Source organism: Micromonospora wenchangensis (assembly GCF_002210435.1).
In the GTDB taxonomy this organism is placed as follows: Bacteria; Actinomycetota; Actinomycetes; order Mycobacteriales; family Micromonosporaceae; genus Micromonospora; species Micromonospora wenchangensis.
In genome coordinates, this window is record NZ_MZMV01000022.1 from 45,082 (window position 1) to 70,566 (window position 25,485).

The following is a 25,485-nucleotide window of genomic DNA, read 5'->3' on the forward strand; positions in this document are numbered from 1 at the left end:
CGTTCGGGAGAGTGACATGCGCAGACTCCTTCGATCCGTCCTCGGCGCGGTGACCGCCGCCGCCGCGATCCTCGCCGTCCCGATGTCGGCGAGTGCGGCCGACGCCCCGTACGACGTGCTGGTGTTCTCCAAGACCGCCGGGTTCCGGCACGACTCGATCGCCGTCGGCATCCAGGCGATCCGCGAACTCGGCACCGCGAACAGTTTCACCGTGACCGCGACCGAGGACGCGTCCCGGTTCACCACCGCGAACCTGGCCCAGTACGAGGCGGTGGTCTTCCTCAACACCACAGGCGACGTCCTGGACGCCGCACAGCAGTCCGCCTTCGAGTCGTACGTCAACGGCGGCGGCGGGTACGTCGGCGTCCACGCCGCCGCCGACACCGAGTACGGCTGGTCGTACTACGGCAGCCTGGTGGGCGGCTACTTCGCCTCACACCCGGCCATCCAGCAGGCGAACGTCCGCGTCGAGAACCGGGCGCACCCGGCCACCGGGCACCTGCCGCAGACCTGGACCCGCACCGACGAGTGGTACAACTACCAGACCAACCCGCGCTCGGGCGCCCGGGTCCTCGCCACCCTGGACGAGTCGTCGTACTCGGGCGGTTCGATGGGCGGTGACCATCCGATCTCCTGGTGCAAGACGGTCAACTCCGGCCGGTCGTTCTACACCGGCCTGGGGCACACCCAGGCGTCGTACACGGAGGCCGCGTTCCGCAGCCACCTGCTCGGCGGCATCCGGTACGCGGCCGGCCGGGCGAAGGCCGACTGCCGTCCGGAGACCGGCTACGTCAACCTCTACAACGGGTCCACGACCGGCTGGTCGCAGGCCGGTCCGGGCAGCTTCGGCAACGCCGACGCCACCCTCACCTCCGTCGGCGGCATGGGCCTGTACTGGTACAGCGCCAGGCAGTTCACCAACTACTCGCTGAAGCTGGACTGGCGGATGGCCGGCGACGACAACTCGGGCGTCTTCATCGGCTTCCCGCCGTCGACCGACCCCTGGTCGGCGGTGGACAACGGGTACGAGATCCAGATCGACGCCACCGACGCCGCCGACCGCACCACCGGCGCGGTCTACACCTTCCAGTCCGCCGACCTGGCCGCCCGGGACGCCGCCCTGAACCCGGCGGGAGAGTGGAACACCTACGAGTTGCTGGTCGAGGGGGAACGCCTCCAGGTGTTCCTCAACGGTCGGAAGATCAACGACTTCACCAACACCGACCCGGCCCGCTCGCTCGCCGGCCACGTCGGGCTCCAGAACCACGGTACGGGCGACGACGTGTCGTTCCGCAACGTCCGGATCAAGGAATTGGGCGGTACCCCGGGCGGCACCACCACGGTGCAGGCGGAGGCGTTCGGTTCGGCCAACGGGGTCAGCGCGTTCACCAAGGCCGGGGCCAACGGCGGGCAGACCCTCGGCTACGTCGACCCGGGCGACTGGGCCGCGTACCCCGGTCTCGACCTGACCGGGGTCACCTCGCTGCGGGCCCGGGTGGTCTCCGGTGGGGCGGGCGGCACCATCGGCATCCGGACCGGCTCGGCCACCGGTCCGCTGCTCGGCCAGGTGACGGTGCCCAACACCGGAAGCTGGACCACGTACGCCGACGTCAGCACCACCCTGGCCGGGGTGCCCACCGGTACGCAGACCGTGTACCTGACCTTCACCGGTTCCGGGACCGGTCTGTTCGACGTGGACGACTTCACCCTGGTCCGGGGCGGCGGCACCCCCGGCACCCCGGGTACCGGGCCGATCGTCGGGCTCGGCGGCAAGTGCCTTGACGTCCGCAACGCGGCCACCGCCGACGGTACGCAGATCCAGATCTGGACCTGCAACGGTTCCGCAGCGCAGACCTGGACGGTCACCCCGAACAGCACGGTGAAGGCACTGGGCAAGTGCCTCGACGTCTCCGGTGGGGGCTCCGCCGACGGCACGAAGATCCAACTCTGGACCTGCAACGGCAGCGGCGCACAGAACTGGTCCGCCCAGACCGACGGCACCCTGCGCAACCCGCAGTCCGGCAAGTGCCTCGACGTGTCGAACAACAGCGCCACCGACGGCCAGGCCGTCCACCTGTGGACCTGCCTGGCCGCCGCCAACCAGAAGTGGGCCCTGCCGTGACCCGGTAGACCCGACGTGCCCCCGCTGCCGGTCCGGCAGCGGGGGCACGTCGGGTCTTCGGCCGTCGGACGCGGACGGCCGTCCGGCCGGTGTCAGCCGACGGTGACGTCGCCGGTCGACGTCGGCACGGTCACCGGTGTCCCGGGTGCGGTCCGTCGCGGGCCCCGGGCCAGGACGTATCCGAGCAGGACTGCCATCACGGCGGTGCCCACCCACATGGCCTGCTGCCAGCCGTCCACGAAGGACTCCTGGGCGGCGCGGACCAGTGCGGGCGCCTGGGCACCGGCCGTGTCGGAGGCGGCGATGGCGGTGGCGATGCCCTCCCGGGCGGCATCGGCGGTGCCGGCGGGGACCGTGTCGAGGTGGGTGTCGACGGCACTGCGGTAGCCGGCGGTCAGGACCGCGCCGAGCAGCGCGACGCCGAGCGCGGTGCCGAACTCCCGGGTGACGTCGTTGAGGGCGGACGCGACACCCTGACGGTCGCGGGGCAGGGCGGTGGTGATGGCCTCGGTGGAGGGGGGCTGGGTGAGGCCCATGCCGAGTCCCATGGCGAGCATGCCGGGCAGGATCGCCGGGTAGCCGCCGTCGACGGAGACGAGGGTGGCCATCAGGGCCAGACCCGCACCGCCGAGCACGATGCCGGTGGCCATGGTCGCGCGGGCCCCGACGCGGGCGGCCACCCGCGGGGCGAGGCCGGAGGACAGCATCATCATCGCCGCCATGGGCATGAGCGCGAGGGTGGCGCGTAGGCCGGACCAGCCGAGGACGGCCTGGAAGTAGGGGAACAGGACGACGAAAATGCCCGCCTGGACGCCGAAGAGCGTCAGCAGGGCCAGCGAACCGCTGGCGAGGCGTCGGTCACCGAACAGCCGGACGTCGAGCAGGGGTGCCGGAAGGCGTAGTTCCCACGCTACGAAGCCGATCACGGCGACGACACCGACGAGCAGGCTCACCATGGTCACCGGCGCGGTCCAGCCGTGCACCGGGCCCTCGTGCAGGACGTAGATGAGGGCGGTCACGGCGACCACGGACGTCAGCGACCCGACGACGTCGAAGCGGTGCCGCGTCCGTTCGCGGGAGTTCGGGACGGCCTGCAGGGCCGTGACGGCGGCGGCGACGACGAGGACCACCGGCAGCAGGAACAGCCACCGCCAGTTCGCCCAGTCGACGAGCACCGCGGACAGGTACATGCCGAGGATGCCGCCGCCACCGGCGACGCCGGTCCAGATGCCGATGGCCTTGGAGCGTTCCCCGTCGGGAAAGGTGGAGGTGATGACGGCGAGCGTGACCGGCATGATCATCGCCGCGCCGACGCCGGCGAGCAGCCGGGCGGCGATCATCATCGCGGCGGAGGTGGCCAGGCCGGCTGCGGCGCTGGCGACGCCGAACAGGGCCAGGCCGGCGAGCAGGATCGGCTTGCGGCCCACCCGGTCGCCGAGGGCGCCGAGCGGGAGCAGCAGCGCGGCCAGGCTGAGGGTGTAGATGTTGATCATCCACAGGACGGTGCTCTGCGACGCGTCGAACTCGACGGCGACCTGCGGCTGGGCGACGTTGAGCCCGGAGACGGAGGCGATGACCGCCATCAGGGCGACACACACCGCGACCAGGATGGCGCGGCGTCGGCGCGGGTCGTGGACGGTCGCGTCGGGGCCACCCAGGGGGGAGGGACTGTCGGGCGAGGACATGCGTGGGTTTCCTTTCGAGGGCACGGTTCGGTACGGCGCCGGGGTGGACCTCGGTCCCGGCGTCGCGGTGAAGGTGGGGTCAGGGGCGGCGGGTGGCGCGTACGACCACGTCGTGCAGGGCGACAGTCCGTCCGCCGGGTCCGGGGATGCCCCGGTGGTGTTCCTCGGCGGTGTGGATCTCCCATTCCGCCACGTCCAGGCCGGCGGTGATGTCGGCGAGGGTGACCGTCGCCTCGGCCGGATGGTGGTGCCCGTGGCCGCCGGGGTGCGGCGTGTGCAGGTGACCGACGATCAGGAGGGTGCCGCCGGCCGCCACCCACCCGCCGATCCGCCGGTAGAACGCGAGGTGCGGCATCGCGGGGTGCGCGTAGTGCGTGGTGACCAGGTCGAAGCCGACGCCCGGCTCCCAGCCGGTCAGGTCCGCCTCCACCCACCGGAGGGGCGGTCCGGTCAATCCGGCGGCGCTCGCGCGGTCGGCGGCGTGGGTCAGGGCCTCGACGGCGATGTCGACGGCGGTGACCCGCCAGCCACGGGTGGCGAGCCAGATCGCCTCCGCGCCGGCGCCGCACCCGGCGTCCAGCGCGGTGCCCGGTGCCAGGCCGGCGGTCTCCCGGGAGAGGTACGGGTTCGGCGGGTTGCCGGCCATCGAGCCGGGCCGGTGCCCGGCCGTGGGCTGCCAGTGCCGTTGCCAGTAGTCCCGGTCGAAGCGGTGCGTCATCGGACGGCCTCCGCGACCGTGACGATCTCCTTCGGTGCGGTCATTCGACCTGTCCTTTCCCCGTCTTGGCCAGTCATGAGGCGATCCTGCGACCACCGGGGAGAACCCGCAAAGATTCTTGCCGAATGGCAAAATGGCCGGGTGGACGAGAACGTGAACCGCACCCTCGACGCGGTCGGCCCCCGGCTCAAGCAGCTACGGCTGCGCCGCAACATCACCCTCACCGACCTCGCCGAGGAGACCGGCATCTCCGCCAGCACCCTGTCCCGACTCGAAGCGGGCCTACGACGCCCCACTCTCGAACAACTGCTCCCACTCGCCCGCGCCCACAGCGTCACCATCGACGAACTCGTAGACGCTCCCCTGACCGGTGACCCCCGGATCAACCTGCGGCCCATCGCCGCCGCCGACGGCGTGACCATCCTGCCGCTGACCCGCCGACCCGGTGGCATCCAGGCCTACAAGTTCGTCCTGCCGGCGGGCGACGACGACCGCGTGCCCGACCTGCGCACCCACGAGGGGTACGACTGGGTCTACGTCCTCAACGGCACCCTGCGCCTGGTCCTCGGCGACGACGACCTCACCCTGCACGCCGGGGAGGCCGCCGAGTTCGACACCCGCACGCCGCACTGGTTCGGCGCGACCAGTTCCGGGCCCGTCGAGTTCCTGAGCCTCGTCGGCAGGCAGGGCGAACGCGCCCACGTACGCGCCGCACCGCGACTGGGCACGACCTCCTGAGAGATCGGGCTGACCTGGAGCTTTCCGCAACGCCTCGTCCGGATACCGCAGCAACACCGGGCCACCCTCGTCGACCACCTACGTCGACGCCGCCGACAAAGACCCCGCCTTCGGCGGCACCAACTCCTCGCCGAGGTCACCGAACTCGGCTACCAGGCAGCCGCAAACTGCTCTACCGATACCTACCGGACCGGGCTGGTGACCTGAGCGCCCGACTCACCGCAAGCGGGGCGTCAGGGAATATTCCGGTCCGACGGTTTCCGTCCCGTTCGGGTGGAAAGGTGGCAGGGGAGGTCGAGTCGCCCAGCGTCGGGAAGATGCCATGCAGATCGGGTACAAGCTGTCGAGCGAGGGGTTCGGGCCGCAGGAGCTGATCCGGCAGGCCGTACGGGCCGAGGAGGCCGGCTTCGACTTCGTCGAGATGAGCGACCACTTCCACCCCTGGCTCGACGTGCAGGGCCACTCGTCGTTCACCTGGACGGTGCTCGGCGCGATCGCAGCGCGCACCGGACGCATCGGCCTGGCCACCGGGGTGACCTGCCCGACCGTGCGCTACCACCCGGCGATCATCGCGCAGGCCGCAGCAACCCTGGCCATCGTCTCCGACGGGCGGTTCACCCTCGGCGTGGGCGCGGGGGAACGACTCAACGAACACGTCGTCGGCCGGGGCTTCCCGAGCGTACGGGGACGCCACGAACGCCTCCGCGAGGCACTGGAGATCATCCGGCTGCTCTGGCGGGGCGGCTACCGCTCCTACGAGGGCAGGCACCTCCAACTGGAGGACGCGCGGGTGTTCGACCTGCCCGCCGAGCCTCCGGTGATCGCGGTGGCGGCGAGCGGTCCGGTGTCCGCGGCGATCGCCGCCGAGTACGGCGACGGGTTGTTCGCCACCGAGCCGAAACCCGACCTGGTCGAGGCGTACCGGCGCGGCGGCGGCGACGGTCCGCGCTACGCCGAGGTGCCGCTGGCGTGGGCACCCGACGAGCAGCAGGCCGTGCGGGCGGCGTGGGAGACCAGCCGCTGGGCGGTGACCGGCTGGAAGGTGATGAGCGAACTGCCGAACCCGGTCAACTTCGACGCCGCCTCCCGCACCGTCACCGACGACGACATCCGGGCCCAGTTCGCCGTCGGACCGGACCCGGACACGCACGTGGCGGCGGTGCGGAAGTACGTCGACGCCGGCTTCGACCACCTCGTGCTGCAGAACGCCGGCCCCGACCCGGACGGCTTCATCGACTTCTACCGCGACACCCTCGCCGCCCGCCTGCGCCCCCTCGGCTGATCACTTCCCCCTCCGGGGCCACCCGCAGGCGCAGCAACGGCAGGCAGGACAGGAGCAGACCGACCGCACCCACCCACAGGGCCACCCGGGCACCGGCGGCGGCCCCCAGCACGGTGCCCAGCAGCGCGCCCACCGGCATCGCCCCGCCGAGCAGGAACCGCATGGTGGCGTTCATCCGGCCGAGCAGTTCGGGCGGGCACAACTGCTGACGCAGACTGACCTGCGCCACGTTGGAGGCCGTCGCCCCCGCCCACAACACCAGGTAGCCGCCGGCCGCCAACCAGATCCCGCCGACGCTGTCGATCAGCGGGGTGAGCAGCGCGAACGGTGCGGTGCCGAGCAGGCAGAGCCAGACCGAGCGGTACTGCCCGAGCCGGCGGGCCAGCCACCGGGCCACGACCGCGCCGAGGATGCCGCCCGCGCCGCCCGCGCTGAAGTACGCGCTGGCCGTCGCCGGGGACGCGCCCAGCTCGCTGACCAGCCGCACCGGCACCATCGTCTGCACCACCAGGGCGAACATGTTGTACGCGCCGCCGGCCAGCGCCAGCACCCGCAGCACCGGGTGGCGCAGCACGTAGGCCACGCCGTCGCGGATCTGCCCGGTGAGCCGGGACCGGCCGGTGGTGGCGGGCCGTGGATCGGCCGTCCGGATCCGGGCCAGGTACGCGGCGGACCCGGCGAACCCCACGGCGATCAGCAGGACGGCGGGTCCGGTGCCGGCCAGCTCGACGGCCAGCCCGGCCAGCGCGGGCCCCGCGACCTGCGCCACCGCGAGGGTGGTGCTCAGCCGGGCGTTGCCCTCGACCAGCTCGTCGGCCCGCACCACCCGGGGCAGGTAACTCTGGTGCGCGACGTCGAAGAACACGGTGAGCACCCCGACGCCGAGGACGACGACGTACAACTGGCCGAGCGCCACCCCGCCCGGTGCCGCCGGCACGGCCAGCGAGGCGACGAGCGCGGCCCGCCCCAGGTCGGTGCCGATGAGCAGCCGCCGCTGGCGCACCCGGTCGACGACCGCGCCGGCGGGCAGGCCGACGACCAGGAACGCCACCGTACTCAGGGTGCCGACCAGACCCACCTGCCAGGCGGAGGCGTGCATCGGGCCGGCCGCCACCAACGGCAGCGCCACCAGGGCCATCCGGGCACCGAACTGGCTCGCGGCCGCCCCGAGCCACAGGGACCGGAAGTCGTGCTGCCGGAGCAGCCCGCCACGGCGGTACGCCACGTCAGGTCGACGCGGCCGTGGCGTCGGTCGCCTGTAGCCACGTCGCGCGCAGCAGGTCGGCGGCCCGGTCGGCGGCGATGTCGGGCTGCTCGGCCAGCAGCGCGAAGAACCGGACCAGGGCGGCACCGAACGGCGCGGCGGCCGGCAGCACCTCGGGGTCGTGGTGGACGGTCACCTCGGGCTGTTCGGCCGACCACGTCACCGCCAGGTGCAGCGCGTTGTGGGCGGGGAACCCGCGCCGACCTGCGGGCGGTCGTACGCTGCCGCGCAGCAACCGGTCCGCCGGGCCGATCGTGGCGTTGCCCACCGTCACGGTGGGCTCCGCCGCCACCACGTTGAGCACGAGCCGACGCCGTTCCCGCAGGGCCTCGACCCCACCGAAGTCGGTGAGCCACTGGCCGAGCAGCGGCGGCGCGGCGGCATTGACGGCGGTGAGAGCACGGACCCGGTCGGCGAGCGAGGCGGACGGCAGGTGGTCCGGCGGCACGCTCACCACCGCCTCGTGCAACGCGCCGGGCACCTCGACGCTCTCCCGCGTCCACCGGCCGCCCCGCGCGTACAGCACCGGGACGTCCGCGTCGGCCCAGAGTCCGAGCAGGAACGACAGGGCCGCCAGGAGCAGGCCGGAGCCGGTCGCGCCGGTGAGGTCCCGGCCGTACCGGATGGCCCGGGTGGTCGCGGCGTCGAGCCGCAGCGGCCAGGCGGCGCTGGCGGTGGTGTCCCGCCACGGCTTCCAGCGCCCGCCGGGGAAGGCGACGGCCGGGACGTCCCGGCTCATCGCCGCCGCCCAGAACTCCCGGGACGCCGCCCGCCGCGGATCGGCGGCGGTCCCGGCCGCGTGCGCGAAGAACGACGGCAGCGCCGGCAGGGCTCGCCCCGGATGCTCGTACGCCGCCGCCGTGCGGCGCACGAACCGGGTGTGCGTCGCGTGGTCGGCGAAGCCGTGGTCCACCACGAGGGCGAGCGCATGCTCGTCCGGGGCCAGCCGCACCAGGCAGGCGCCGGCCAGCGGGTCGTGGCGCAGGTCGATCGGCGCGTACACCGCCTCGCCGAGCGCCGCCCCGGCCACCTCCGGCAGCCGGTCCGCCGGCACGTCGGCACAGTCCACCGTGGTCACCGGGAACGGCTGCCCGGCTCCGCACACCAGCTCCGGGCCGGCGGCGAACCGGGCCCGCCACACGTCGTTTCCGGCGGCGACGGCCCGCATCGCGGCGGCCAGGCGCGGCACGTCCACCTCGCCCCGGACGTGCCACAGCGTCCACGCCCGGGGCATCGGGTTGTGCCGGGGCAGGCCGGCCCCGTCGGTGTCGCTGAGCAGCAGCAGCTCACGCTGCGCCCCGTAGGGCGGCACCCCCACCCGGCTCACCCCGCGAACGCGGGCAGCTGCGACCACGCCGGCTGACCCGCGATCCAGGCCGCCAACGCTCCCCCGTCGTCGGGCAGCAGACCGCGCAGGTGCAGGTCACGTAGCCGGCGCAGCGGCGTCACCCCGGTCGGCCAGTGCGCGAGCGACAGGCGGTAACACTCGGCGGCCAGGTCCGCCCGGCCGAGTTGCTCGTGCACCTGGCCGGCGTTGAACCAGGAGATCCGGCCGTACGGGAACTGCAGGTGCGCGGCCCGCAGGTACGCCTCAAGCGCGCCGTCGTGGTCGCCGGCCTGGTACCGCAGTTCGCCCGCGGTGAGCCAGGTCTTCGGGTCGATCGGATCGATCCGCTGCGCCAACTCGTCCACCAGGGCCAGTGCGGTGTCGTGTTCGCCGAGGTGGGTGTGGGTGCGCACGGCGGTCTCCACGGCCGGGAAGTAGTTGTCGGCGGCGATGATCCGGGTGTGCCCGTCGTGCCCGGTCACCTCCCGGGCGATGCCGAGCCACCGGTCCATGTCCGCGCGCAGCAGGTCACGGTCGCCGGTGAGGAACGGCAGGAACCCCATGGCCCGGAACCATCTGCTGGTCATGATCGCGGCGTCGAACTCCGACACCTCGGGCAGCGCGGTGTACCGGGCCAGGTCCTCCTCGCCGACCTTGCGCCACCTGGCGATCGTGTCGGGCTCCCGGCGTCGGGCCGCGTTGACCGTGGCGTTGATGGTGGTGACCACCCGCGTGCGCGCGTACCGGACGTCGTCGCCGAGCTGGTCGTACAACGTGCGGAAGTGCGGTTCCAGTTCGGCCGCGTGCCCCGTGGTGAGCATCTGCTCGGCGAAGATCCAACTGGCCAGCGCGTACGCGCTCTCGGGGTCGCGTACCGGCACGTCCGGCCCGGGGAGGATCCGCTTGGCCTCGGCGTGGAAACCCAGCGCGGACAGCAGCCGGCCCAGCAACGCCCGGTCCAGCGGCGGCAGGTCGGACACGTTGGCCAGCCGGTCCCGCACCTCGGGCGGGCAGCCGTCCGGTGCCGCCAGCCACGTCCGGTAGTCGGCCGAGGCACCACCGCAGGCGTACCCGTACACCGCCGCCGTCGCCTGCATCTCGTCGCGGAACATGGCGGCCGTGGCCCGCTGCGGGTGGATCTCCCGGAACCAGGGCTCGCGACGCTCCAGCACGGCGGCGTACGACATCAGCGGCGTGTGGATCGCGACCGGCGGGGTGTCGACCGGGTCGAGGACCCCGCTCGGGCTGAGATCGAGGAACGGCCGGTAGCGCTCCAGCGGAAGCGGACGCGCCCCAGCCACCGGATCGCGTACGGCGACCGCCCACCGCACCGCGTCGGCGCAGACCGTGCCTTCCAACGCCGGACCCCGCGCCACGAGCACCGCCAGGCGGTCCCGCTCCGCGCGGCGGTCCGTGGCGAGCAGGTCCGCCACCGCCCCCACCAGCTCACCGGTGTCTGCGGCTGGAGTCGACCCACCGGTGGGCCCGCTGTAGGCGTCGGGCGCGGTGGGGGCCGCCAGGTCGAGCAGTCCGGCCAGCGCGGCGGTCCGCTCGGCCAGGCCGGTCCGGACGGCCACCCGGTAGTGGGTACGGGCCGACTCCCGGTCACCCGCTGCCCGCGCCGCGTCCGCCACGAGCAGCCGGGTCGCCGCGCCGGTCGGATCGAGGTCGAGGGCGGCACTGGCGAACTCGTACGCCGACCCGACATCGGTCCCGTCCAGGGCGGCGCGGGTGGCGGCCCGCAGCAGGGTCAGTGCGGCGTCCCGGGCGAGGAGGTCGGTCCGGTCCGTCCCCAGGTCGCGAGCGGTCGCGCGGACCGTGTCGGCGTCGGGCACCGGCTCGTCCGGGCAGCGCAGCCGCACGGCGAGGATCCGGGCCCGGGCGACCACCCCGATCCGGTCCCCGGCCAGAGCAGCGGCCAGGGACTCCGCCGTGGTGAGCGCCTGCCCGTCGGCCACGGCGGACCGGGCGTGGGCGAGTGCGGTGGTGAGGCGGACCGGCAGGCCCGCCGCCTCGGACGGAACCGGGGGAAGTGGTTGCCGGCCGTCCTCGGCGAGCAGGAGATCGCGCCAGGCGTACACCGGGGGCGGCGCGTCACCACCGATGCGCCGCAGCAGTGTCACGGCGTCCTCCCGGCGGCCCAGCGCGCGCATCAGTCGGGCCGCCCACAGCAGGCCGGTGTGGTCGTCGATCGTGAGTCGCTCAGCCACCCCGGGTGGGACGACGAGCGGGTCCGTGGCGTCGAGCAGGCCGGCGCGGCGCATCGTGCGACGCAGGTCGGCGGGCGGCGCGTGGACGGGCAGCCAGTCGCAGGGGTCGGGCCGGTCGGCGCAGAACAGTGCCGCCTCGGCGACCAGGGACGGCGGGACCGTGGGATCGGCGGTCAGGTCGATGAGCGGGCGCAGCGGCAACGCCGCCGGGTCCCGCCAGGTGAGGTCGGCCAACCCTGTCCTCCCGCCCGGTCGGTTGGTTCGGTACCGAGGGGCGGACACGCGACGAAGGGACAGCCCGTGCCCGCCCGGTTGGTGACCGGCGACGTCAGTTGATGACGGCGTTGATCAGGCCCACGGCGGTTCCTTCGAGGTCCTCGTAGCGCTCCATGCTCGACACCTCCTCCCGACCGGACGAGGAAGACGGGCGATGACGGCCCCTGATCCCGCCATTCTCGCCCATCAATCGAGTTGAATCAATCAGTTGAAGTGTGGTCGGCGGCGGAGAACCCGCCGAGCACGCCCATCGGGAGGGACGGAAATCTGTCTGCCTGATGGAATCCACGGCGCTAACATCCGCGTCGTGATCGTTCACGTCGCCGAGGACTTCGGTATCCACCTGACCGCCGTCGACGTGGTCACCGGCGGGGTGGATCGGGCAGCGCAGAACTTCCTGGGCCGCACGGAAACGGCCACGTACGCGATCAAGTGGTCCGCCGGTGGCAGCGCCGCCGGGCTCGTGGTGCCGGGCGCGTTGGCCGATCGGGGACTGCGAGCGGTGGCCGCTCCGGTTCGTACCCGGGACGGTCGCCTCTGCTCCGAGCGCGACGGACGCCGCCTGTCGGTGACCCCGTGGGTCGGTGACCGCAACGGCCTCGACGGTGGTCTCGATGAGGCCCAGTGGCGCGAGTTCGGTGCGCTGCTCGCCGCGACACACGCCCTGCCGGTCACGCCGGAACTGGCGGCCGTGCTGCCCGTCGCCGGCCACGACCGGGAACTCGCCGCGACCCGGGCGACCGAAGCGTTGCTGCACGCCTCGCCACCGGCCGACGCGATCGCGGCGGAGACCAGGAATCTCTGGATGGACAACGCGGAGCACATCGCGGCGGCGGTGGACCGGGTCGAGTCGCTGGCGTCGGCGGTGACACCGTCGACCGTGTGCCACACCGATCCGCACCTGGGCAACGTGCTGGCGGCCCCCGGCCGCATGTGGCTCATCGACTGGGACGACGCCGCGTTGTCCACACCCGAACACGACCTGATGTTCGTCCTCGGTGGCGCGTACGGCGACGAGCACATCGGCGATCGGGAACGCGACTGGTTCTTCGAGGGGTACGGGCCGGTGACGGTGGACCCGCGTCGCCTGGCCTACTGGCGCGCAAGCCGTGGTCTGGTCGACGTCGCCTTCCTCGCCGGGGAGGCCTATACCCCGGGCGACCACGGCGACACGTGGCGTGCGAGGGCGGTCCGGCTGCTCGCCGCGAACCTGGGACCGGCCGGCCTACTCGCGCGGGCGATGGACTGATCCGACAGTGGTCGACACCGGCATGGTGGACCGTATCCGTGAGCCGATCCCGCTTTCACCGAGCTTCGCCACCGGGCTGCGGAAGCAGGCGTACCGGCCCGTCCAGCAGGTCGATCGTACAGTTGAATTTCCGCCATGCCCGGCCCTGATCTCGATCGGGGTCGGCGATCCGGCGACGGCCTCGACGCCAGAGTGGACCGTGGGGTGGCCGACGCCGGCCGGTCCCGGGACGGGGCGGGCCGGCGACGGCGGTGATCAGAAGTCGCTGTCCGTGTCGTTCCGGCCCCCGTTGGGGATGTCGTCGATGGTCTTCGACGAACCCCCGACGTCCCGCCTCGGCAGGCCGCCCAGCATCCGGGCGAGCTGCTCGTCGGCCAGTTGCACGCCGTCAGCCGGAATGTTGTCGATCCGTACGGTCTTGCGCCTCATGTCGTACCCCTGTTCACCCTGGAGGGAGCGCCCGGCTGGTCGGCCGGACGAACACCAGTGTGTGCCGCTGGGAGCCGCCTGGGACCAGGGATTTCCCTGGTCCGGGACCCCAGTCCTGGCTGGCGGGGTGTCCGGCGGGAACCAGACCGGGTGTCGGTGGCGGTGAGCCACCCGAGCTGCGTGACCGCGACCGTCAACGGCGACCGGAGCCGGTGGCCGAAGGCGTCGGCCAGGCCGCGGGATCATCCGGTTCGGGCGGCGCGGCGTCGCAGATGACGTACTGGCGTGGGGTGATGGCTGTGGGGTGGTCGGCGAGGAAGGCCATGCAGCGGGCGTGCGCCTGTTCCGGCGTACGGACGGTGTCGGTGGCGGTGAGGTGAGCGACAAGCGGGCGGCCGCCGACCTCAGCGAAGACGTGTGCCACGGCGGGCGCGACCGCCGCCTCCACGAGGCGTTGCACGTCGGCCACGTCGACCCAGCAGGAGTCGACCAGAATCCGGTCCGGTGTGCCCGTGACGGGCTCCAGCCCGATGACCTCAGGCGTCCGGGCGCGGGGCAGGTCACCGGGGGCGGCGGCGACCAGCACGCGTTCGGTCGCCAGTAGCACCGATTCGAGTTCGGCCCGCGGCATCAGGCCGGAGTCGGAGCTCCACGCGTCGAGCCGCAGGCATCCGTCGAGCTGATTGAGGCTGAACCGGATCGGTGTGCCGGCACGCGGCATCGGGCGCCACAGCAGCCGGGTCTGGGCGAGTGCGGCGTCGATCCGCCCGGCCTGGAAGCCGACGCCCCCGGTGAGCCCGGACCACGATTCGGGCACGAGGCTGTTGAACAAGGGGTCGTAGTTGATGCGCAGGCCGCGTTCGTGCTCGACCAGTTCGTCCATGGCGGATCGCCTGGCCGCGTCGTACCTGGCGTGGCGGCTGGCCTCCAGCACGGCAGCCCAGGTGTGGCCTACCAGCTCGTCGAAGTCCCTGTCGCCGACCTCGACGGTGGCGAGCGTGCTCTGGACGAGGGAGCCGACATAGCCCGTCAGGTGGTGTTCGAATCGGTTGTTCGACAGGATCGGCAGCACCAGTTCCCGACGGTTCGCACGGTGGGCGACCACGGCGCAGACCGCTGCCAGCACGGTGCTGGACCGGCTGGCCCGCGTGCGCGCCGCGATCTGTCGCACAGCCATCGCGGCGGCGACCGACGACAGTTCAACCGCCAGCGACTCGCCGCCGGGTCGGGCGCCCGGCACCGTGTAGAGGCAGTGGGAGACGCGTTGCAGCTGCGCCCGCAGATACCCGAGCGCCGCCTCGGCCCTGCGTTGCTCGGCCGGCGTCGTCTCCAGTTCGGCCTGGTCCAGTGGCTGGTGGCCGGGGTGGCCCAGCTGTCCTCGTCCGGGCTGGTCGAGCAGGCCGGCGAAGTCGCGCTTGAGGATCTCGATGGCGGCGTGGTCCACGGTCAGGTGCGCGAACCCGGCAGCGCAGGCGATGACGCGACCGCCGTCGTCGGGAGCGACGGACACCGCCATCCGCAGCGGACGCCATGCTGAGTCGGTATGCTCGCGCAGCCACCTGATGAGCGCCTCGGCCACCACAGGGCGGTCCCGCGGCCCCCAGTGTCCTTCGCCGAGCGAGTACACTTCGACCAGCTGGACGCCGGTCTTCGCGACCTGTTGGCGCGGCTCTCCACCGGATGCACAGGTGGTGCGCAGGCTCTCGTGCCGGGCGATCAGCGCCGCCGCCGCCCGGGTCACCTCCTCGATGGACGGCGTGCCGGGGATCGGCAGCTCGACCCAGAGATTCGCGAGGGAGTGCTCGGGCATCGCGCCCAGCCAGTTGAGGATGTTGAGCTGGCCCAGGGTGAGCGGTCCCTCGCCGCCCCGCTCCCCGGCGAACTCGACCGGGATCGAGCGCGCCGGGGTGAGGACCACACGGCGCCGACGGCGCGGTGCGGTTTCAGTGTCGGCGCTCATCGCCGGTCAGCCGATCAGCTCGCGCAACGCGGCGGCCAGGCGGTCGACCGTGTCGCAGTCGTGTGCCCGCTGGGCGACTGTCGCCGGCAGGATCGTGCTCTGCTCGCGGCCGAAGACGTCGATCGGTCCGGTGTACGGCGACGGCCGCCAGTCGCGCGCGGCCTCCCGGTTGGCCTGCCACACGCGCAGCGAGCGCGCGACGATCTCGGGTGTCGCGTTCGGCGGTACCAGGCCTCGATCCTGCCAGTCCGCCAGGATTTCCGGCAGCTGCGCCTGCCGGGGCAGTTCGCGCGACCAGGACTCGACGACGGTGTCCAGAGGTTCGAGCAGTTCGACGTCGATCGCGGCCACGAGCCGGACGTCTTCGAGGCGGACGGCCATCTCGTAGGCGATCGCCGCGCCCACCCCGCAGCCACCGAGCAGATACGGGCCGGTGGGGTGTACCGCACGGACGGCGTCGACGTAGGCATCGGCCATCGACGGCACCGTGCGAGACGGTTGTGTGTCACTGTGGAGACCCCCCGCCTGGAGGCCGAACACGGCGAACTCCTCGCCCAGCGCATTGGCGAGCAGGCAGTAGCGGCCCACCTGACCGTCGTCCGGGTGGACCAGGAACAGTGGCGTACGTGAACCGTCGCCGTCCTGGATCGCGATGAGCGAGCCCGGTGGCCGCTCGTCATGGTCGCGCAACACCGCGGCCAGGCGTTCGACCGTCGGGTGCTCGGTCAGCACGTTCAGCGGCAGTTGGACGCCGAACTCCCCCAGGATGGCGTCGATCACCCGGGCCGCGTCCAGGGAGTTGCCGCCGACGCCGAAGAAGTTCTCCCGGATGCCGACGCCGAAGCCCAGGATGCGCTGCCACTGCCGGGCCAGCCAGATCTCCACCGGGTCCCGGGGGCGCTCGTAACCGGTGCCGGTCAAGGAGCCGTTGCCGATCGGCTCGTCGCGAACAGTGTTCATAGCGGGGTCGCACCACTCTCGTCATGGGGCTTGTCGTGGGGGGTCAACCGCCAGCGTTGGGCCTTGCCGGCCGCCGACCGGGGAAGCTGGGCGGTGAACGTGAACTGCTTGGGGATCTTGTAGCCGGCCAGCCGCCGCCCGCAGTGCGCGGCGAGTTCGGCCTTGCGTACGCTCGCGCCCGGACGCAGCACCACGTGCGCCGCGACCACGAACCCGAGCGTCTGGTGCGCGACGGCGACGGCGACGGCGTCGAGGATCGCGGGATGGTCGCGCAGCGCAGCCTCGACCTCGTCCGGGTCGACCTTCTCGCCGCCCACGTTGATGGTGTCGTGGCCGCGCGGCTCAAGGTACAGGTAGCCGTCCTGGTCCACCCGCCCGCGGTCGCCCACCGTGGCGAACCCGTCCGCCGTGGTGCGGATCGACTGGTCGTTGAGATAGTCGGAGCGGCCGAGGCGCTGCGGGGTCCGCATGAACACGGTGCCGCTCGTGCCGGGCGGGACCTGACGGCCCGCGTCGTCCAGGATGCGGATCTGGGTCAGGAAGCCACGGCCGACCGTTCCGGGCCGGGCCAGCCACTCGTCGCCGCGCACCAGCGTCACGCCCACCCCCTCGGTCGCGCCGTAGAGCTCGTAGACCCGCCGCGGGCCGAGCAGGTCGATCCAGCCGCGTTTCGTGTCCGGGTCGCAGCGCGCCGCGGTGTGCAGCATCGCCCGCAGGCTGCCGAAGTCCGCTTCGGCCAGGTCCGGCACACGCAGGATCTCGCGCATGTGTGTCGGGGTCAGCTGCAGCCATTCCACGGCGTACCGGCGCACCAACTCGACCGTCCACTGCGGGGCGAAGAACGACTGGAGGACGACGGTGTTGCCGTCCAGCACGGCATCGATGAACGCGGTGAACGGTGCGGCGTGGTACAGCGGCCCGACGATGAGCTGCCGCTGCGCGGTGCGCCAGCCGGTCTGCCGGATCACCAGGGAGGGCGTCGTGGCCGGGTCGTAGCGCAGCGGTCCGGGCCGTGCGGATATCTTCGGAATGCCCGAACTGGCACCGGTCGCAAGCAGGTAAGCCGTAGTGCCGGTGCCGGTGCCGGTGCCGGTGCCGGTACTCGGCGAGTCGGGTCCGGCGGGCAGTTGCGCCCGCTGTGGCTCAAGCTCGGCGTCCATCAGGTGGACGTGTGCGAACCGCCGACCCAGCAGGTTCAGCAGGGCGTCGCGCTCGGCCGGCGGGGTGGCCGGGTTCAGGGGGAAGACCGGCACCTCGGCCACGAGCGCCGCCGCGATGCCGAGGGCGGCAGGCAGGTTGTTGCCGGCCGGCACGACGACGCAGGATCGCGCGCCCGGGTCCAGCGCCGCCCGCAGCGCGTCGGCCGCGTCCCCGACCCGGTCGGCGAACCGCTGCCAGGGAAGGACCTGCTCGGCCAGGTCGGCGTCGAACCCGATCAGGGCCGGGCGGTCCGGCTCGGCCCGGGCGATCTCGGCGACCCGTCGGCGCACGCTGAGTTCCATCAGCGCAGCAGGTCCGCCAGGCGGCGGACACTGCCCGCGCTCATGAAGTCGTACACGTCCAGCGACCGGTCGAACTGCGCCTCGATGGCGGTGATGATGCGCAGGGCCGAGAGCGAGTCGCCGCCCAGTTCCAGGAAGTCGTCGTGCACGCCGACGCGCGTCACGCCCATCGTCTCCGACCAGATCGCCGCCACACGGCGTTCGACGTCGTCGCGGGGCTCCTCGAACAGGGCGCAATGCCCGTCCGCCACCGCGGCGGCGAGGGATTCGGCGTTCGCCGCGTCACCGGCCGGAATGCTCTCCACGATCAGGACGGCCGCGAGCCCGCTGTCCTCGCCCAACTCCTGCCACACGTGGTTACGCAGGATCGGCCCGCTCACGTACTGGTTCAGCTCGGCGGCCGCCACGGTCACGTCCCGCCCATCGCAGCGCACGATCACGGTCTCGGCTCGGCGGACCGCGGAATGCGCGGACAGGACCTCGGATATCTTCGGCAGGCTCACCACTGTGGTATCTCTCCTCTGATGATCTCGGCGACGAGCTTGTACACCTTGGGATCGCGCAGCAGATCGTCGTGCTCCACATCGAGGCTGATGGTCCGCGCCGGCTGCACCGGCGGCTCGTGTTCGAGCGAGGTCACGAACAGCGGAGTCGACGCGCGGGTGTCGAACCCGCCCTCACCGGCCAGCAGCAGGTAGTCCAGATAGGCGGTGAACCCGGCGGTGAGTTCCTGATGGAGGAACAGTGGCAGGGACAACCGGTCGGCGACCGCGCGCATCAGCGCCTCGTAGTGTTCGGTCAGGCCCGCCGCGACAAGCCGCAGGTCGTCCGGATACCTCGTCACGATCTGCTCGGAAAGCGCACGGGCGTCCGCCAGTTCCTGCGCGGTCAACTGCCGGGCCGAGGACTGCACCGCCGACATGAACTGGTCGGCCACCGATTCGCCGGTCGTGGGCACGGCGTCGAAGAGTACGACCACGGGTGCCGGGCCGGTCGCGGCGATCGCGTCCGCGAGGCGGGTGGCCAGCGCGCCGCCGGCGCAGTAGCCCAGCACCGCGCGCACCGGTCGGCCGGTCGCGGCGAGTTCGGCGGCCCAGCGGTCCACGCTCGCCGCCAGCGGGCCGGCACCGGCCTGCCTGAAGTGCAGGAAGCAGGCGTCGACCGGCACCCCCTCGGCCAGGTCGGTGAAGCCCGCCGCCGCACGCGCCCCGGGAAAGTCCAGGCAGGCGATGAGATCAGGCCCCCGATCGGACAGGATCCGCCAGTCAGTCAGCTTCATCGAGCGAGCCTCCGCGCACTTCCGTGGCTGCCGCCAGTGTCCGGTAGTCGATCTTTCCGCCGGAGGTCCGGGGCAGCGAGCGCACCTGGCGGAAGACGACGTGCCGGCTGGGTACCCCGAGCAGCTCGACCAGGTCCCTGCGCTGCTGTTCGTGCACCGCCCGGTCGCCCGCGCCGACCAGATGCATCACCTCGTCGGCGCCGCATACCACCGCGAGCGGGTGACCCGGCCGCTCCACCATGCGCTCCAGGTCGTCCAGACTGGTGCGGACACCCAGCACCTTGACGATCCGTTTCGAACGGCCGGTCAGATACAGGTAGCCGTCGCGCAGATATCCGAGGTCGCCGGTGTCCAAGACGTCCACCTCGGCGTCACGGGCGAGGTCCGCGCGCCCGCTGGCGTAGCCGAGCATGACGCCGGGGCCACGGTAGTGGACCGCGCCCTCGCCGGGCACCGCTCGCGCGTGGCTTGGCATCGGCTGGATCGTGATGGTGCCGCCCGGCATCGCGGTGCCGACCGAGCCGAGACGATGCGGCAGGTCCGCGGGGTCCAGGCGGGCGATCCGGGACGTCGCCTCGGTCTGGCCGTACATCACGAAGAACCGGCCGTTCAGCCGTCGCATCGTGTCGGCCAGCCGCACGGTCAGCTCCTCGCCCAGCCGTGCGCCCGAGTGGGTCATGGTGCGGACCCTGCTGCGTTCCAGCAGGTTCAGATGCGCCGGCCCGAATGCCGCGTAGGTCATCGGCACCGCGGCGAACGACGTGGCACCGGACCGGATCAGGTCGTCCCACATCGCCAACGACAGCGGTGAGTGCCCGGTGAGCGCGACGCTCGCGCCGGCCAGCAGGTGGGTGTTCAGCACGGACAACCCGAAGGCGTGCCTGATCGGCAGCGTGGTGGGGGCGCGTTCGGCCGCGGTGACACCCAGCGCGCGGACGACGGCCGCGGTGTTGTCGGCCAGCCCCCGGTAGGACAGCCGGACGGCCTTGGGGCTGCCGGTCGAGCCGGACGTGGCGAGCAGCAATGCGGTGCCGGGGAAGATCTCGCCCGCCGGTCGGCTGCCGTCCCGGCTGAAGACCGTCGCGCCGGCGATCTCCCGGGCGGTCGGGTGGTAGCCCAGTTCGGCCAGTCCGGTCCCGCCGCCGGGCGCCGGAACGACGAACTCGGGTTGATACGCCGAGAGGTTCTCCGCCGTGGCGGTGAGGAACGCGACGGTGTGCCCCAGGCGCAACGCGGCCAGATAGGCCAGCAGAGTGGGCAGATCGCGGTCTCCCGCGCACAGAACCAGCGCCTTGCCGTCGTGGCGCAGTGCCTGCTCGGCTTCGCCGACCAGTTCGGACAGCTCACCGTAGGACAACACGGTGTGAGCGTCGAGGTGTAGAGCCGGAGATGTCCGCCGCGCGTTGTCGTGGGTCACCAGGTCCAGCGTCGCCGGCACCATGTGGATCACCTCTCCGTGACGCTCCGGTGGGCGATGAGGTCCGCCAGCCGACTGGGGGTGCGGGTGTGGAACACGTCGAGGAGTGAGAGCTTGACGTCGGATCGCTCCGCCAGGATCACCAGGAGCGAGAGCGCATCCCACGACTTGCCGCCCGCGTGGAAGAAGTCGTCGTCGACCCCGATCTCGTCGACCTCGGTGATCTCACGCATGAGCGCCGCTATCTCAGCAGGCGTCATCGGTCTTCCGCGGCGGTCTGCGGCGCGGGACGGGGCACGTGCACCGTGGTGCCCGCCAAGTGGCCATCGTCGTCGCGCATGTCGGACAGCTCACCTTCAGTCGGGGCAGCCTGCTCGCCCGAGGGTCGGGTGAGCCGCTCTGCCGGAGCCGGTCGAGCCGCGGGACGGCAGCCGTCCGCCCCGTGAAGATTCTCTTAGTGAAACAGAACCATGTCTATACTCGCGGCGCACCGGCTTCAACGCGTACATATACGCCGGGTTAGGCGGGTGCGCGCGGCGGAGAGCCGGGCCGATTCAGGACTCCTGCGCACCCGTACCAGTGGGGCAGTGTCCACGATGGTCCGTGCGCTGACGGCCCGGGTTCGCGCGGGCCCGAGGCGCGCGCAGCTGCGGCCGGCTACTCGGCTGCGGCGCGAGCACCGACGGCCTCCACCCCACCGCGCCGCACGGCCGCACCCAGGGTCGTCCAGGGACGTCGCCCGGCCGTCGAACTCGCGGCGCACCGCTGCGATCAGGCGCACGCGCGGCTAGAACTGCTCGTAGTGGCCGGCGATGTACTCGGCCAGATCCGCCACGGTGACGACCTTGTCCTCGTCCATCACCTCCAGGTCGATCTGGATGTCGTGCGTCTCCTCGATGCCGAGCAGTAGCTCCAGGACCAGCGAGGAGCTCAGGCCCAGTTCGTCCTGCAACCGGCTGTGCGGCGTCAGTGGCCCGTCGTAGTCGAGCAGCCCGGGCAGTATGGCGAGCATCGTGGCCGTCACCGCGTCCCGCATCCGCACGTCCACCGGTGTCTCCTGGTCCGCGTCCATCGCCCAGCTCCCGTCAGTCCCGAGTCGTCGTGCCCGTAGTGTCGGCGTTTGGAAAGTCAGTGCTCGAGGAACCAGGGTGGCGACGGTCGCGCCCTCGCCCGACCCGACCGGGGCCACCAGATAGCGGTCGCCGGGCGCCAGCAGCCCGCAGTCCACCGCTGGTCCGGCAGTTCACGAACGCGTCGGAGCGGAACAGGTGCCCGCCGGTGCCCACGTGCTCGAACAGCGCCCGGCTCAGCGGGAACCACAGCAGGACGCACAGCCGCTGCCATGTCACGACACTGACGTTGCGGGGCCGGATCAGCCACCGCTCGTCCGGTCCTGATCCCGGCCCGGTCCACCGCCCGCCGGATCACCCCGGCCAGGGCCGGGCGGTCGGCCGCCAGCAGCCGGCCGGCCCGCGCGACGGCGGGCAGCCCGTCGAACCGGCGGACCATCCTGACCTGTATGTCCGTCAACTCCAGACGGTCCGCCAGCTTCTCGACGGGAACCGGCGTGGGCGGCGGGTCGGCCGCCACCGCATCGAGTGCGGTCACACGGAACGCTCGCACGCAGTCACCACTGGCGCATTACAGCACTCCCCTTCGACGGCCGTCAATCGACGGTATCGGCCTCCACAGCCGACCGTGGTGACCCGCTGCGAATCAGGCACCTGCGGCAGCCGACTCATGGCTCTGTCGAAGCGTGCCGCGCTGTGGCAGCATGACCGTTGGAACCTCTCCCCGACCCGCGTTGGAGGCCGAGGAATGCCACTCGCGGACGCCGCCGATCTGCGTTGGAAGCGCCAGAGCAGGGCCGTCCTCAAGGCCATGGAGGGCATGTTCGACGTCGTGCTGCCGCTGCGCGAGGGCGGGCCCGGCGCGACACTGTTCTGCGTGCCGCCGGTAGGTGGGCTGAGCTGGGGTTTCCATCAGTTGTTGACCGCACTGCCTCCCGACTGCAACGTCTACGGCCTGCAGTCCCGAGGGCTGACGCGTCCCGAGCCGCTGCCGACGAGCATGGCGGAGCTGGCCCGGGACTTCGCCGACCAGGTGTGCCGGGTGCAGCCGCAGGGCCCGTACTTCCTGCTCGGCTGGTCGGTGGGCGGCAATGTCGCGTACAGCATGGCGCGTGAACTCGAGGCACGAGGGCACGAGGTCGGCCTGCTGGCGAGCATGGACGCGAGCCCGAGCTTCGATCCGGCGAGCTTCGATGCCGAGCCGGACGCCTGGTTCTACTACAACATCGTCCTGGACAGCTTCGGCTATCCCGCGTTGCTGAGGCAGGGCGATCCCGAACCGGAGGCGAGCGCGCTGGCCCTGATCCGCCGCCGCCCGAACCTCGTCCTGAGCACGTGGTCCGACGACGAGATCCGACGCCTGCTGCAGGTGATTGTCAACAACGTCGCCATCGCCCGGGCCGACGTACGGCCGCCCGGCATGCTGCGCTGCCCGGTCCTGCTGTTCGCGGCCACCGGGACCGAGCAGGAGCCGAGCACCGCCGAGAAGACCGAATCCTGGCGCGCCGTCACGCACGGCCCGGTCGAGGTGATCGAACTCGACTGCAAGCACCAGCACATGCTGCTGCCCGAGCCGATGGCGATCATCGGCGCCGCGCTCACCCGTCGGCTGTCGGCCGCGTCCCGCACGGCCTCGCCGTCGCCGGCCGAGCCGTGACCGGGCCTGGATTCCAGCGAGCTTCTCTCTCGTCAGGCTTCTGTGCTGGGCCGCTGAGCCGGCGCGGGATCGGAGCCGTTCGGATCCGGCCGGATCAGGCCGCCAGGCGTTCCAGGCGTTCGGCTGCCGTCCCGGCGCCGCCAGCCGCCGTGAACGAGGCGGCGATGCGCTCGGCGGAGGCCCGGTATTCCGGATCGTCGAGTAGGGCCTCGATCGCCGTGGTGAACTGAGCGGCGCTGGTACGGTCGAAGTGCCGGTGTCGTCCCGCGCCGGCGGCGGCGACCTGTCTGGCCACGATCGGGTGGTCGTACTTGATCGGTGCCACGATCAGCGGGATGCCGTTGAGCAGCGCCTCGCAGCTGGTGCTCATCCCGCCGTGGCAGATCATGGCGTCCACTCGGGGCAGCAGTTCGGGGATCGGCGTGCGCGGGGCGACCAGCACGTGCGGCGGCGGGTCGGGGACCAGTGCGGCCGGCGCGTTGATCACCGCCTGGACCCGGCCGGACAGCGGCTCCAGCGCCCGGACCACCCGGGCGAAGAAGTCCCGGCCCAGGTCGGTGGCCACGGTGCCGATCGTGACCAGCACCAGTCGGCGATCCCGGTCCAGCGCCGCCCAGGGGAAGTCCGGCACGCCCGGGCGCGGGCCGAGCGCCGGGCCGACCGCCGCGAGGTGTGCGGACGGGTCATGGCGACCGGTCAGCGCAGGCGTGGTGAAGTCGATCAGCAGGTGGGGCGAGAAGCGCGGGTCGTGCTCCGGCGCGGCGCCCAGCAGCGCCTCGCCCGCGGCCGCCACCCGGCCTTCGATCCACCGCTCCACCTGTTGCACGTTGCGAAACGGCCGAGCCTGCTCCATCTGGGTGGGCGCCAGGCTCGCCCACCGCAGCCCATGCCGCTGCGCCACCAGGCTGCCGGCGATGGCGTGCTGGTCGGCGACCACCACGTGCGGCCGATAGGTCTCAACCGCGTCGTTCACCTGAGGCGCGATGTGTGCGCAGAACGGAACGACGAAGTCGTCCCACAGCGACCGCACGGCGCTCAGCCCTCTGTCGCGCTGTCCGCGGTACGGGCGAAGCCCGGTGCCGAAGACGGTCGCCTCCGCGCCCAGCAGCGGCCGCAGGTAACGCTCGGAGCCGACCCAGGCGACCTCGTGCCCGCGCCCGGTCAGCGCACGGGAAACCGCCGCCGCCGGGTTGGCGTGCGCGGCCAACGGCGGGACGACGAACAGGAAACGGCTCACGACAACCCGCCGAGGTCCGGCTCGAACCGGCGGCGCACGTGAAGCAGGCCGGCCGGCGTGCCGATGTCGTGGTACTCGCCGGTGTCGAACGGTAAGCCGTACACCTGCAGCCCGCACCGTGCGGCCTGCAGGAACGCCTCGCTGAGCAGCCCCTCGCCCGGCACCCCGGCCCCGGCCGAGCGCACGAACTCGTGCAGGAGGTCGCCGAACGCGGGCGACCAGGCCGCGATGCCCCACACGGTCGCCACCGGCGGCACCTCGGGCTTGTCGACGATGTCGACCACCCGGCCCGTGCCCGGGTCGAGCACGACCGGCGCGAAGGCTCGCGGATCGGCGACCGGGAACAGGCCCAGGCTCAGGTCCGCGTCGCGCTTCTCGTGGAAGGCCAGCAGCTTGGCGAAGCAGTCATCCGGTGCGAGGAGGGTGTCCGGCATGCCCATACACACGGTCCGGTCCCCGATGAAGGGGTGGGCCAGGTCGAGCGCGTGCGGCATGCCGAGCGGCTCCTCCTGGCACAGGTAAGACAGCTGCATGCCGCGCTGCCCGCCTGAGCCGAGATAGCGGAAGACCTCCCACTTGACCGGGGAGAGCACGACGAAGGCCGAGTGCACCCCGCCGCGCCGCATGGCGTCCAGCACGTGGTCGATCGCGGCCTTCGGCACCAGCCGCCCCGGCCCACCGTCCGCCGCGACCGTCTCGTAGCCGATCTGGATCAGTTCCTTCGCGGCCCGGTACGGCCAAAGCCGCGAACCCCCACCCGCCGCCGGCACGATACCCAGCGGTGCGACCACGAGGACCTCCTGGCTACCGGCCGGGACTCCGTCAGCGGCAGCCTTCTGCTGTCAGATGGTCTGCCGGAGTGGCGGCGGTCCGCGCAAGCCCGCGAGGTGCTCCACTCTCTTACCAGAGTTCTGCGGTCATGCTAGCCGGGCCGACCCGGCTCGACAACGGCCCGACGGTCAGCGCGAAGGTCGGATGTGGACTCTCGCGGGATGCGGTCACGCCCGCGATAATTCCCGGACGCTGACAACCCGCCTACCGGTCGCTCCTCAGTGGTCCGGGCGGTGGTGGTGGCACCGGGTCAGTACCCGCACTCCCGAGGA

At 72.3% G+C, this 25,485-nt stretch carries 22 protein-coding genes and 1 pseudogene; 6 read left to right on the forward strand and 17 right to left on the reverse strand.

Going from position 1 to position 25,485, the window contains the following annotated elements:
- The first annotated feature begins 16 nt into the window (after window positions 1-16).
- The gene (locus B5D80_RS14950; protein WP_088644483.1) at window positions 17-2,122 is read left to right on the forward strand and encodes a ThuA domain-containing protein; all 2,106 of its coding nucleotides are present in this window, start codon (window positions 17-19) and stop codon (window positions 2,120-2,122) included.
- Between the two features lie 92 nt (window positions 2,123-2,214).
- Here the strand turns inward: B5D80_RS14950 and B5D80_RS14955 are convergent, their stop codons facing one another.
- Both B5D80_RS14955 and B5D80_RS14960 read right to left on the reverse strand, forming a co-directional pair.
- Window positions 2,215-3,807: an MFS transporter gene (locus B5D80_RS14955; protein WP_088644484.1), complete on the reverse strand. Its 1,593-nt coding sequence runs from the start codon at window positions 3,805-3,807 to the stop codon at window positions 2,215-2,217.
- Between the two features lie 79 nt (window positions 3,808-3,886).
- Window positions 3,887-4,525 (reverse strand): class I SAM-dependent methyltransferase, encoded by a 639-nt coding sequence (locus B5D80_RS14960; protein WP_088644485.1) that lies wholly within the window; start codon window positions 4,523-4,525, stop codon window positions 3,887-3,889.
- Between the two features lie 141 nt (window positions 4,526-4,666).
- On the opposite strand from B5D80_RS14960, the gene B5D80_RS14965 reads away from it, so the two are divergent.
- From B5D80_RS14965 to B5D80_RS14970, 3 genes and pseudogenes are all read left to right on the forward strand, one after another.
- Window positions 4,667-5,263, forward strand: a complete 597-nt coding sequence (locus tag B5D80_RS14965; protein WP_088644486.1) for a helix-turn-helix domain-containing protein — start codon at window positions 4,667-4,669, stop codon at window positions 5,261-5,263.
- An 18-nt stretch (window positions 5,264-5,281) separates the two neighbouring features.
- Window positions 5,282-5,448: pseudogene (locus B5D80_RS35105) on the forward strand (ISL3 family transposase); the annotation flags it as partial.
- Between the two features lie 137 nt (window positions 5,449-5,585).
- Complete coding sequence (locus tag B5D80_RS14970) at window positions 5,586-6,545, forward strand: TIGR03557 family F420-dependent LLM class oxidoreductase (protein WP_088644487.1); 960 nt, start codon at window positions 5,586-5,588, stop codon at window positions 6,543-6,545.
- Here B5D80_RS14970 and B5D80_RS14975 read toward each other — a convergent pair.
- From B5D80_RS14975 to B5D80_RS33375, 4 genes are all read right to left on the reverse strand, one after another.
- Entirely contained in the window at window positions 6,493-7,770 is a 1,278-nt protein-coding gene (locus B5D80_RS14975; protein ID WP_158224183.1) for an MFS transporter, read from the reverse strand. The genes B5D80_RS14970 and B5D80_RS14975 overlap by 53 nt on opposite strands.
- Before the next feature lies 1 nt (window position 7,771).
- Window positions 7,772-9,127 carry a condensation domain-containing protein gene (locus B5D80_RS14980; protein WP_144081671.1) on the reverse strand — a complete coding sequence of 452 codons (1,356 nt, stop codon included), beginning with the start codon at window positions 9,125-9,127 and terminating at the stop codon, window positions 7,772-7,774.
- Window positions 9,128-9,132: 5 nt separating this feature from the next.
- The gene (locus tag B5D80_RS14985; protein WP_088644490.1) at window positions 9,133-11,580 is read right to left on the reverse strand and encodes a tetratricopeptide repeat protein; all 2,448 of its coding nucleotides are present in this window, start codon (window positions 11,578-11,580) and stop codon (window positions 9,133-9,135) included.
- Window positions 11,581-11,674: 94 nt separating this feature from the next.
- The gene (locus B5D80_RS33375; RefSeq protein ID WP_158224184.1) at window positions 11,675-11,941 is read right to left on the reverse strand and encodes a hypothetical protein; all 267 of its coding nucleotides are present in this window, start codon (window positions 11,939-11,941) and stop codon (window positions 11,675-11,677) included.
- Between B5D80_RS33375 and B5D80_RS14990 the strand changes: the two genes are divergently transcribed.
- Entirely contained in the window at window positions 11,930-12,871 is a 942-nt protein-coding gene (locus B5D80_RS14990; RefSeq protein WP_158224185.1) for a phosphotransferase family protein, read from the forward strand. The two genes, B5D80_RS33375 and B5D80_RS14990, sit on opposite strands and share 12 nt — an antisense overlap.
- Window positions 12,872-13,126: 255 nt before the next feature.
- Here B5D80_RS14990 and B5D80_RS32930 read toward each other — a convergent pair whose 3' ends face one another.
- From B5D80_RS32930 to B5D80_RS15030, 9 genes are all read right to left on the reverse strand, one after another.
- Window positions 13,127-13,300: a putative ATP-grasp target RiPP gene (locus B5D80_RS32930; protein ID WP_144081672.1), complete on the reverse strand. Its 174-nt coding sequence runs from the start codon at window positions 13,298-13,300 to the stop codon at window positions 13,127-13,129.
- Window positions 13,301-13,493: 193 nt separating this feature from the next.
- Window positions 13,494-15,218, reverse strand: a complete 1,725-nt coding sequence (locus tag B5D80_RS14995; protein ID WP_088644492.1) for a condensation domain-containing protein — start codon at window positions 15,216-15,218, stop codon at window positions 13,494-13,496.
- 48 nt (window positions 15,219-15,266) lie between these two features.
- Window positions 15,267-16,220 (reverse strand): thioesterase domain-containing protein, encoded by a 954-nt coding sequence (locus tag B5D80_RS15000; RefSeq protein ID WP_088644493.1) that lies wholly within the window; start codon window positions 16,218-16,220, stop codon window positions 15,267-15,269.
- Complete coding sequence (locus B5D80_RS15005) at window positions 16,217-17,722, reverse strand: AMP-binding protein (protein WP_088644494.1); 1,506 nt, start codon at window positions 17,720-17,722, stop codon at window positions 16,217-16,219. The genes B5D80_RS15000 and B5D80_RS15005 overlap by 4 nt, the downstream gene beginning before the upstream one ends.
- Window positions 17,722-18,225 carry a phosphopantetheine-binding protein gene (locus B5D80_RS15010; protein ID WP_144081674.1) on the reverse strand — a complete coding sequence of 168 codons (504 nt, stop codon included), beginning with the start codon at window positions 18,223-18,225 and terminating at the stop codon, window positions 17,722-17,724. Before B5D80_RS15010 ends, B5D80_RS15005 begins: the two co-directional genes overlap by 1 nt.
- On the reverse strand, window positions 18,222-19,001 hold the full coding sequence (locus tag B5D80_RS15015) for a hypothetical protein (RefSeq protein WP_088644496.1): 780 nt from the start codon (window positions 18,999-19,001) through the stop codon (window positions 18,222-18,224). The genes B5D80_RS15010 and B5D80_RS15015 overlap by 4 nt, the downstream gene beginning before the upstream one ends.
- Entirely contained in the window at window positions 18,988-20,442 is a 1,455-nt protein-coding gene (locus tag B5D80_RS15020; RefSeq protein WP_245854606.1) for an AMP-binding protein, read from the reverse strand. Before B5D80_RS15020 ends, B5D80_RS15015 begins: the two co-directional genes overlap by 14 nt.
- Before the next feature lie 5 nt (window positions 20,443-20,447).
- Complete coding sequence (locus B5D80_RS15025; protein ID WP_088644498.1) at window positions 20,448-20,678, reverse strand: phosphopantetheine-binding protein; 231 nt, start codon at window positions 20,676-20,678, stop codon at window positions 20,448-20,450.
- Window positions 20,679-21,205: 527 nt separating this feature from the next.
- Window positions 21,206-21,490: a phosphopantetheine-binding protein gene (locus B5D80_RS15030; protein ID WP_088644499.1), complete on the reverse strand. Its 285-nt coding sequence runs from the start codon at window positions 21,488-21,490 to the stop codon at window positions 21,206-21,208.
- Window positions 21,491-22,236: 746 nt separating this feature from the next.
- Between B5D80_RS15030 and B5D80_RS15035 the strand changes: the two genes are divergently transcribed.
- Window positions 22,237-23,145 carry a thioesterase domain-containing protein gene (locus tag B5D80_RS15035; RefSeq protein WP_158224186.1) on the forward strand — a complete coding sequence of 303 codons (909 nt, stop codon included), beginning with the start codon at window positions 22,237-22,239 and terminating at the stop codon, window positions 23,143-23,145.
- A 94-nt stretch (window positions 23,146-23,239) separates the two neighbouring features.
- On the opposite strand, the gene B5D80_RS15040 is transcribed toward B5D80_RS15035, so the two are convergent.
- Together B5D80_RS15040 and B5D80_RS15045 are read right to left on the reverse strand one after the other, a co-directional pair.
- Complete coding sequence (locus tag B5D80_RS15040; protein WP_088644501.1) at window positions 23,240-24,382, reverse strand: glycosyltransferase; 1,143 nt, start codon at window positions 24,380-24,382, stop codon at window positions 23,240-23,242.
- Window positions 24,379-25,173, reverse strand: coding sequence for a nucleotidyltransferase family protein (locus tag B5D80_RS15045; protein WP_088644502.1), 795 nt, complete (start codon window positions 25,171-25,173; stop codon window positions 24,379-24,381). The genes B5D80_RS15040 and B5D80_RS15045 overlap by 4 nt, the downstream gene beginning before the upstream one ends.
- Window positions 25,174-25,485 lie beyond the last annotated feature (312 nt).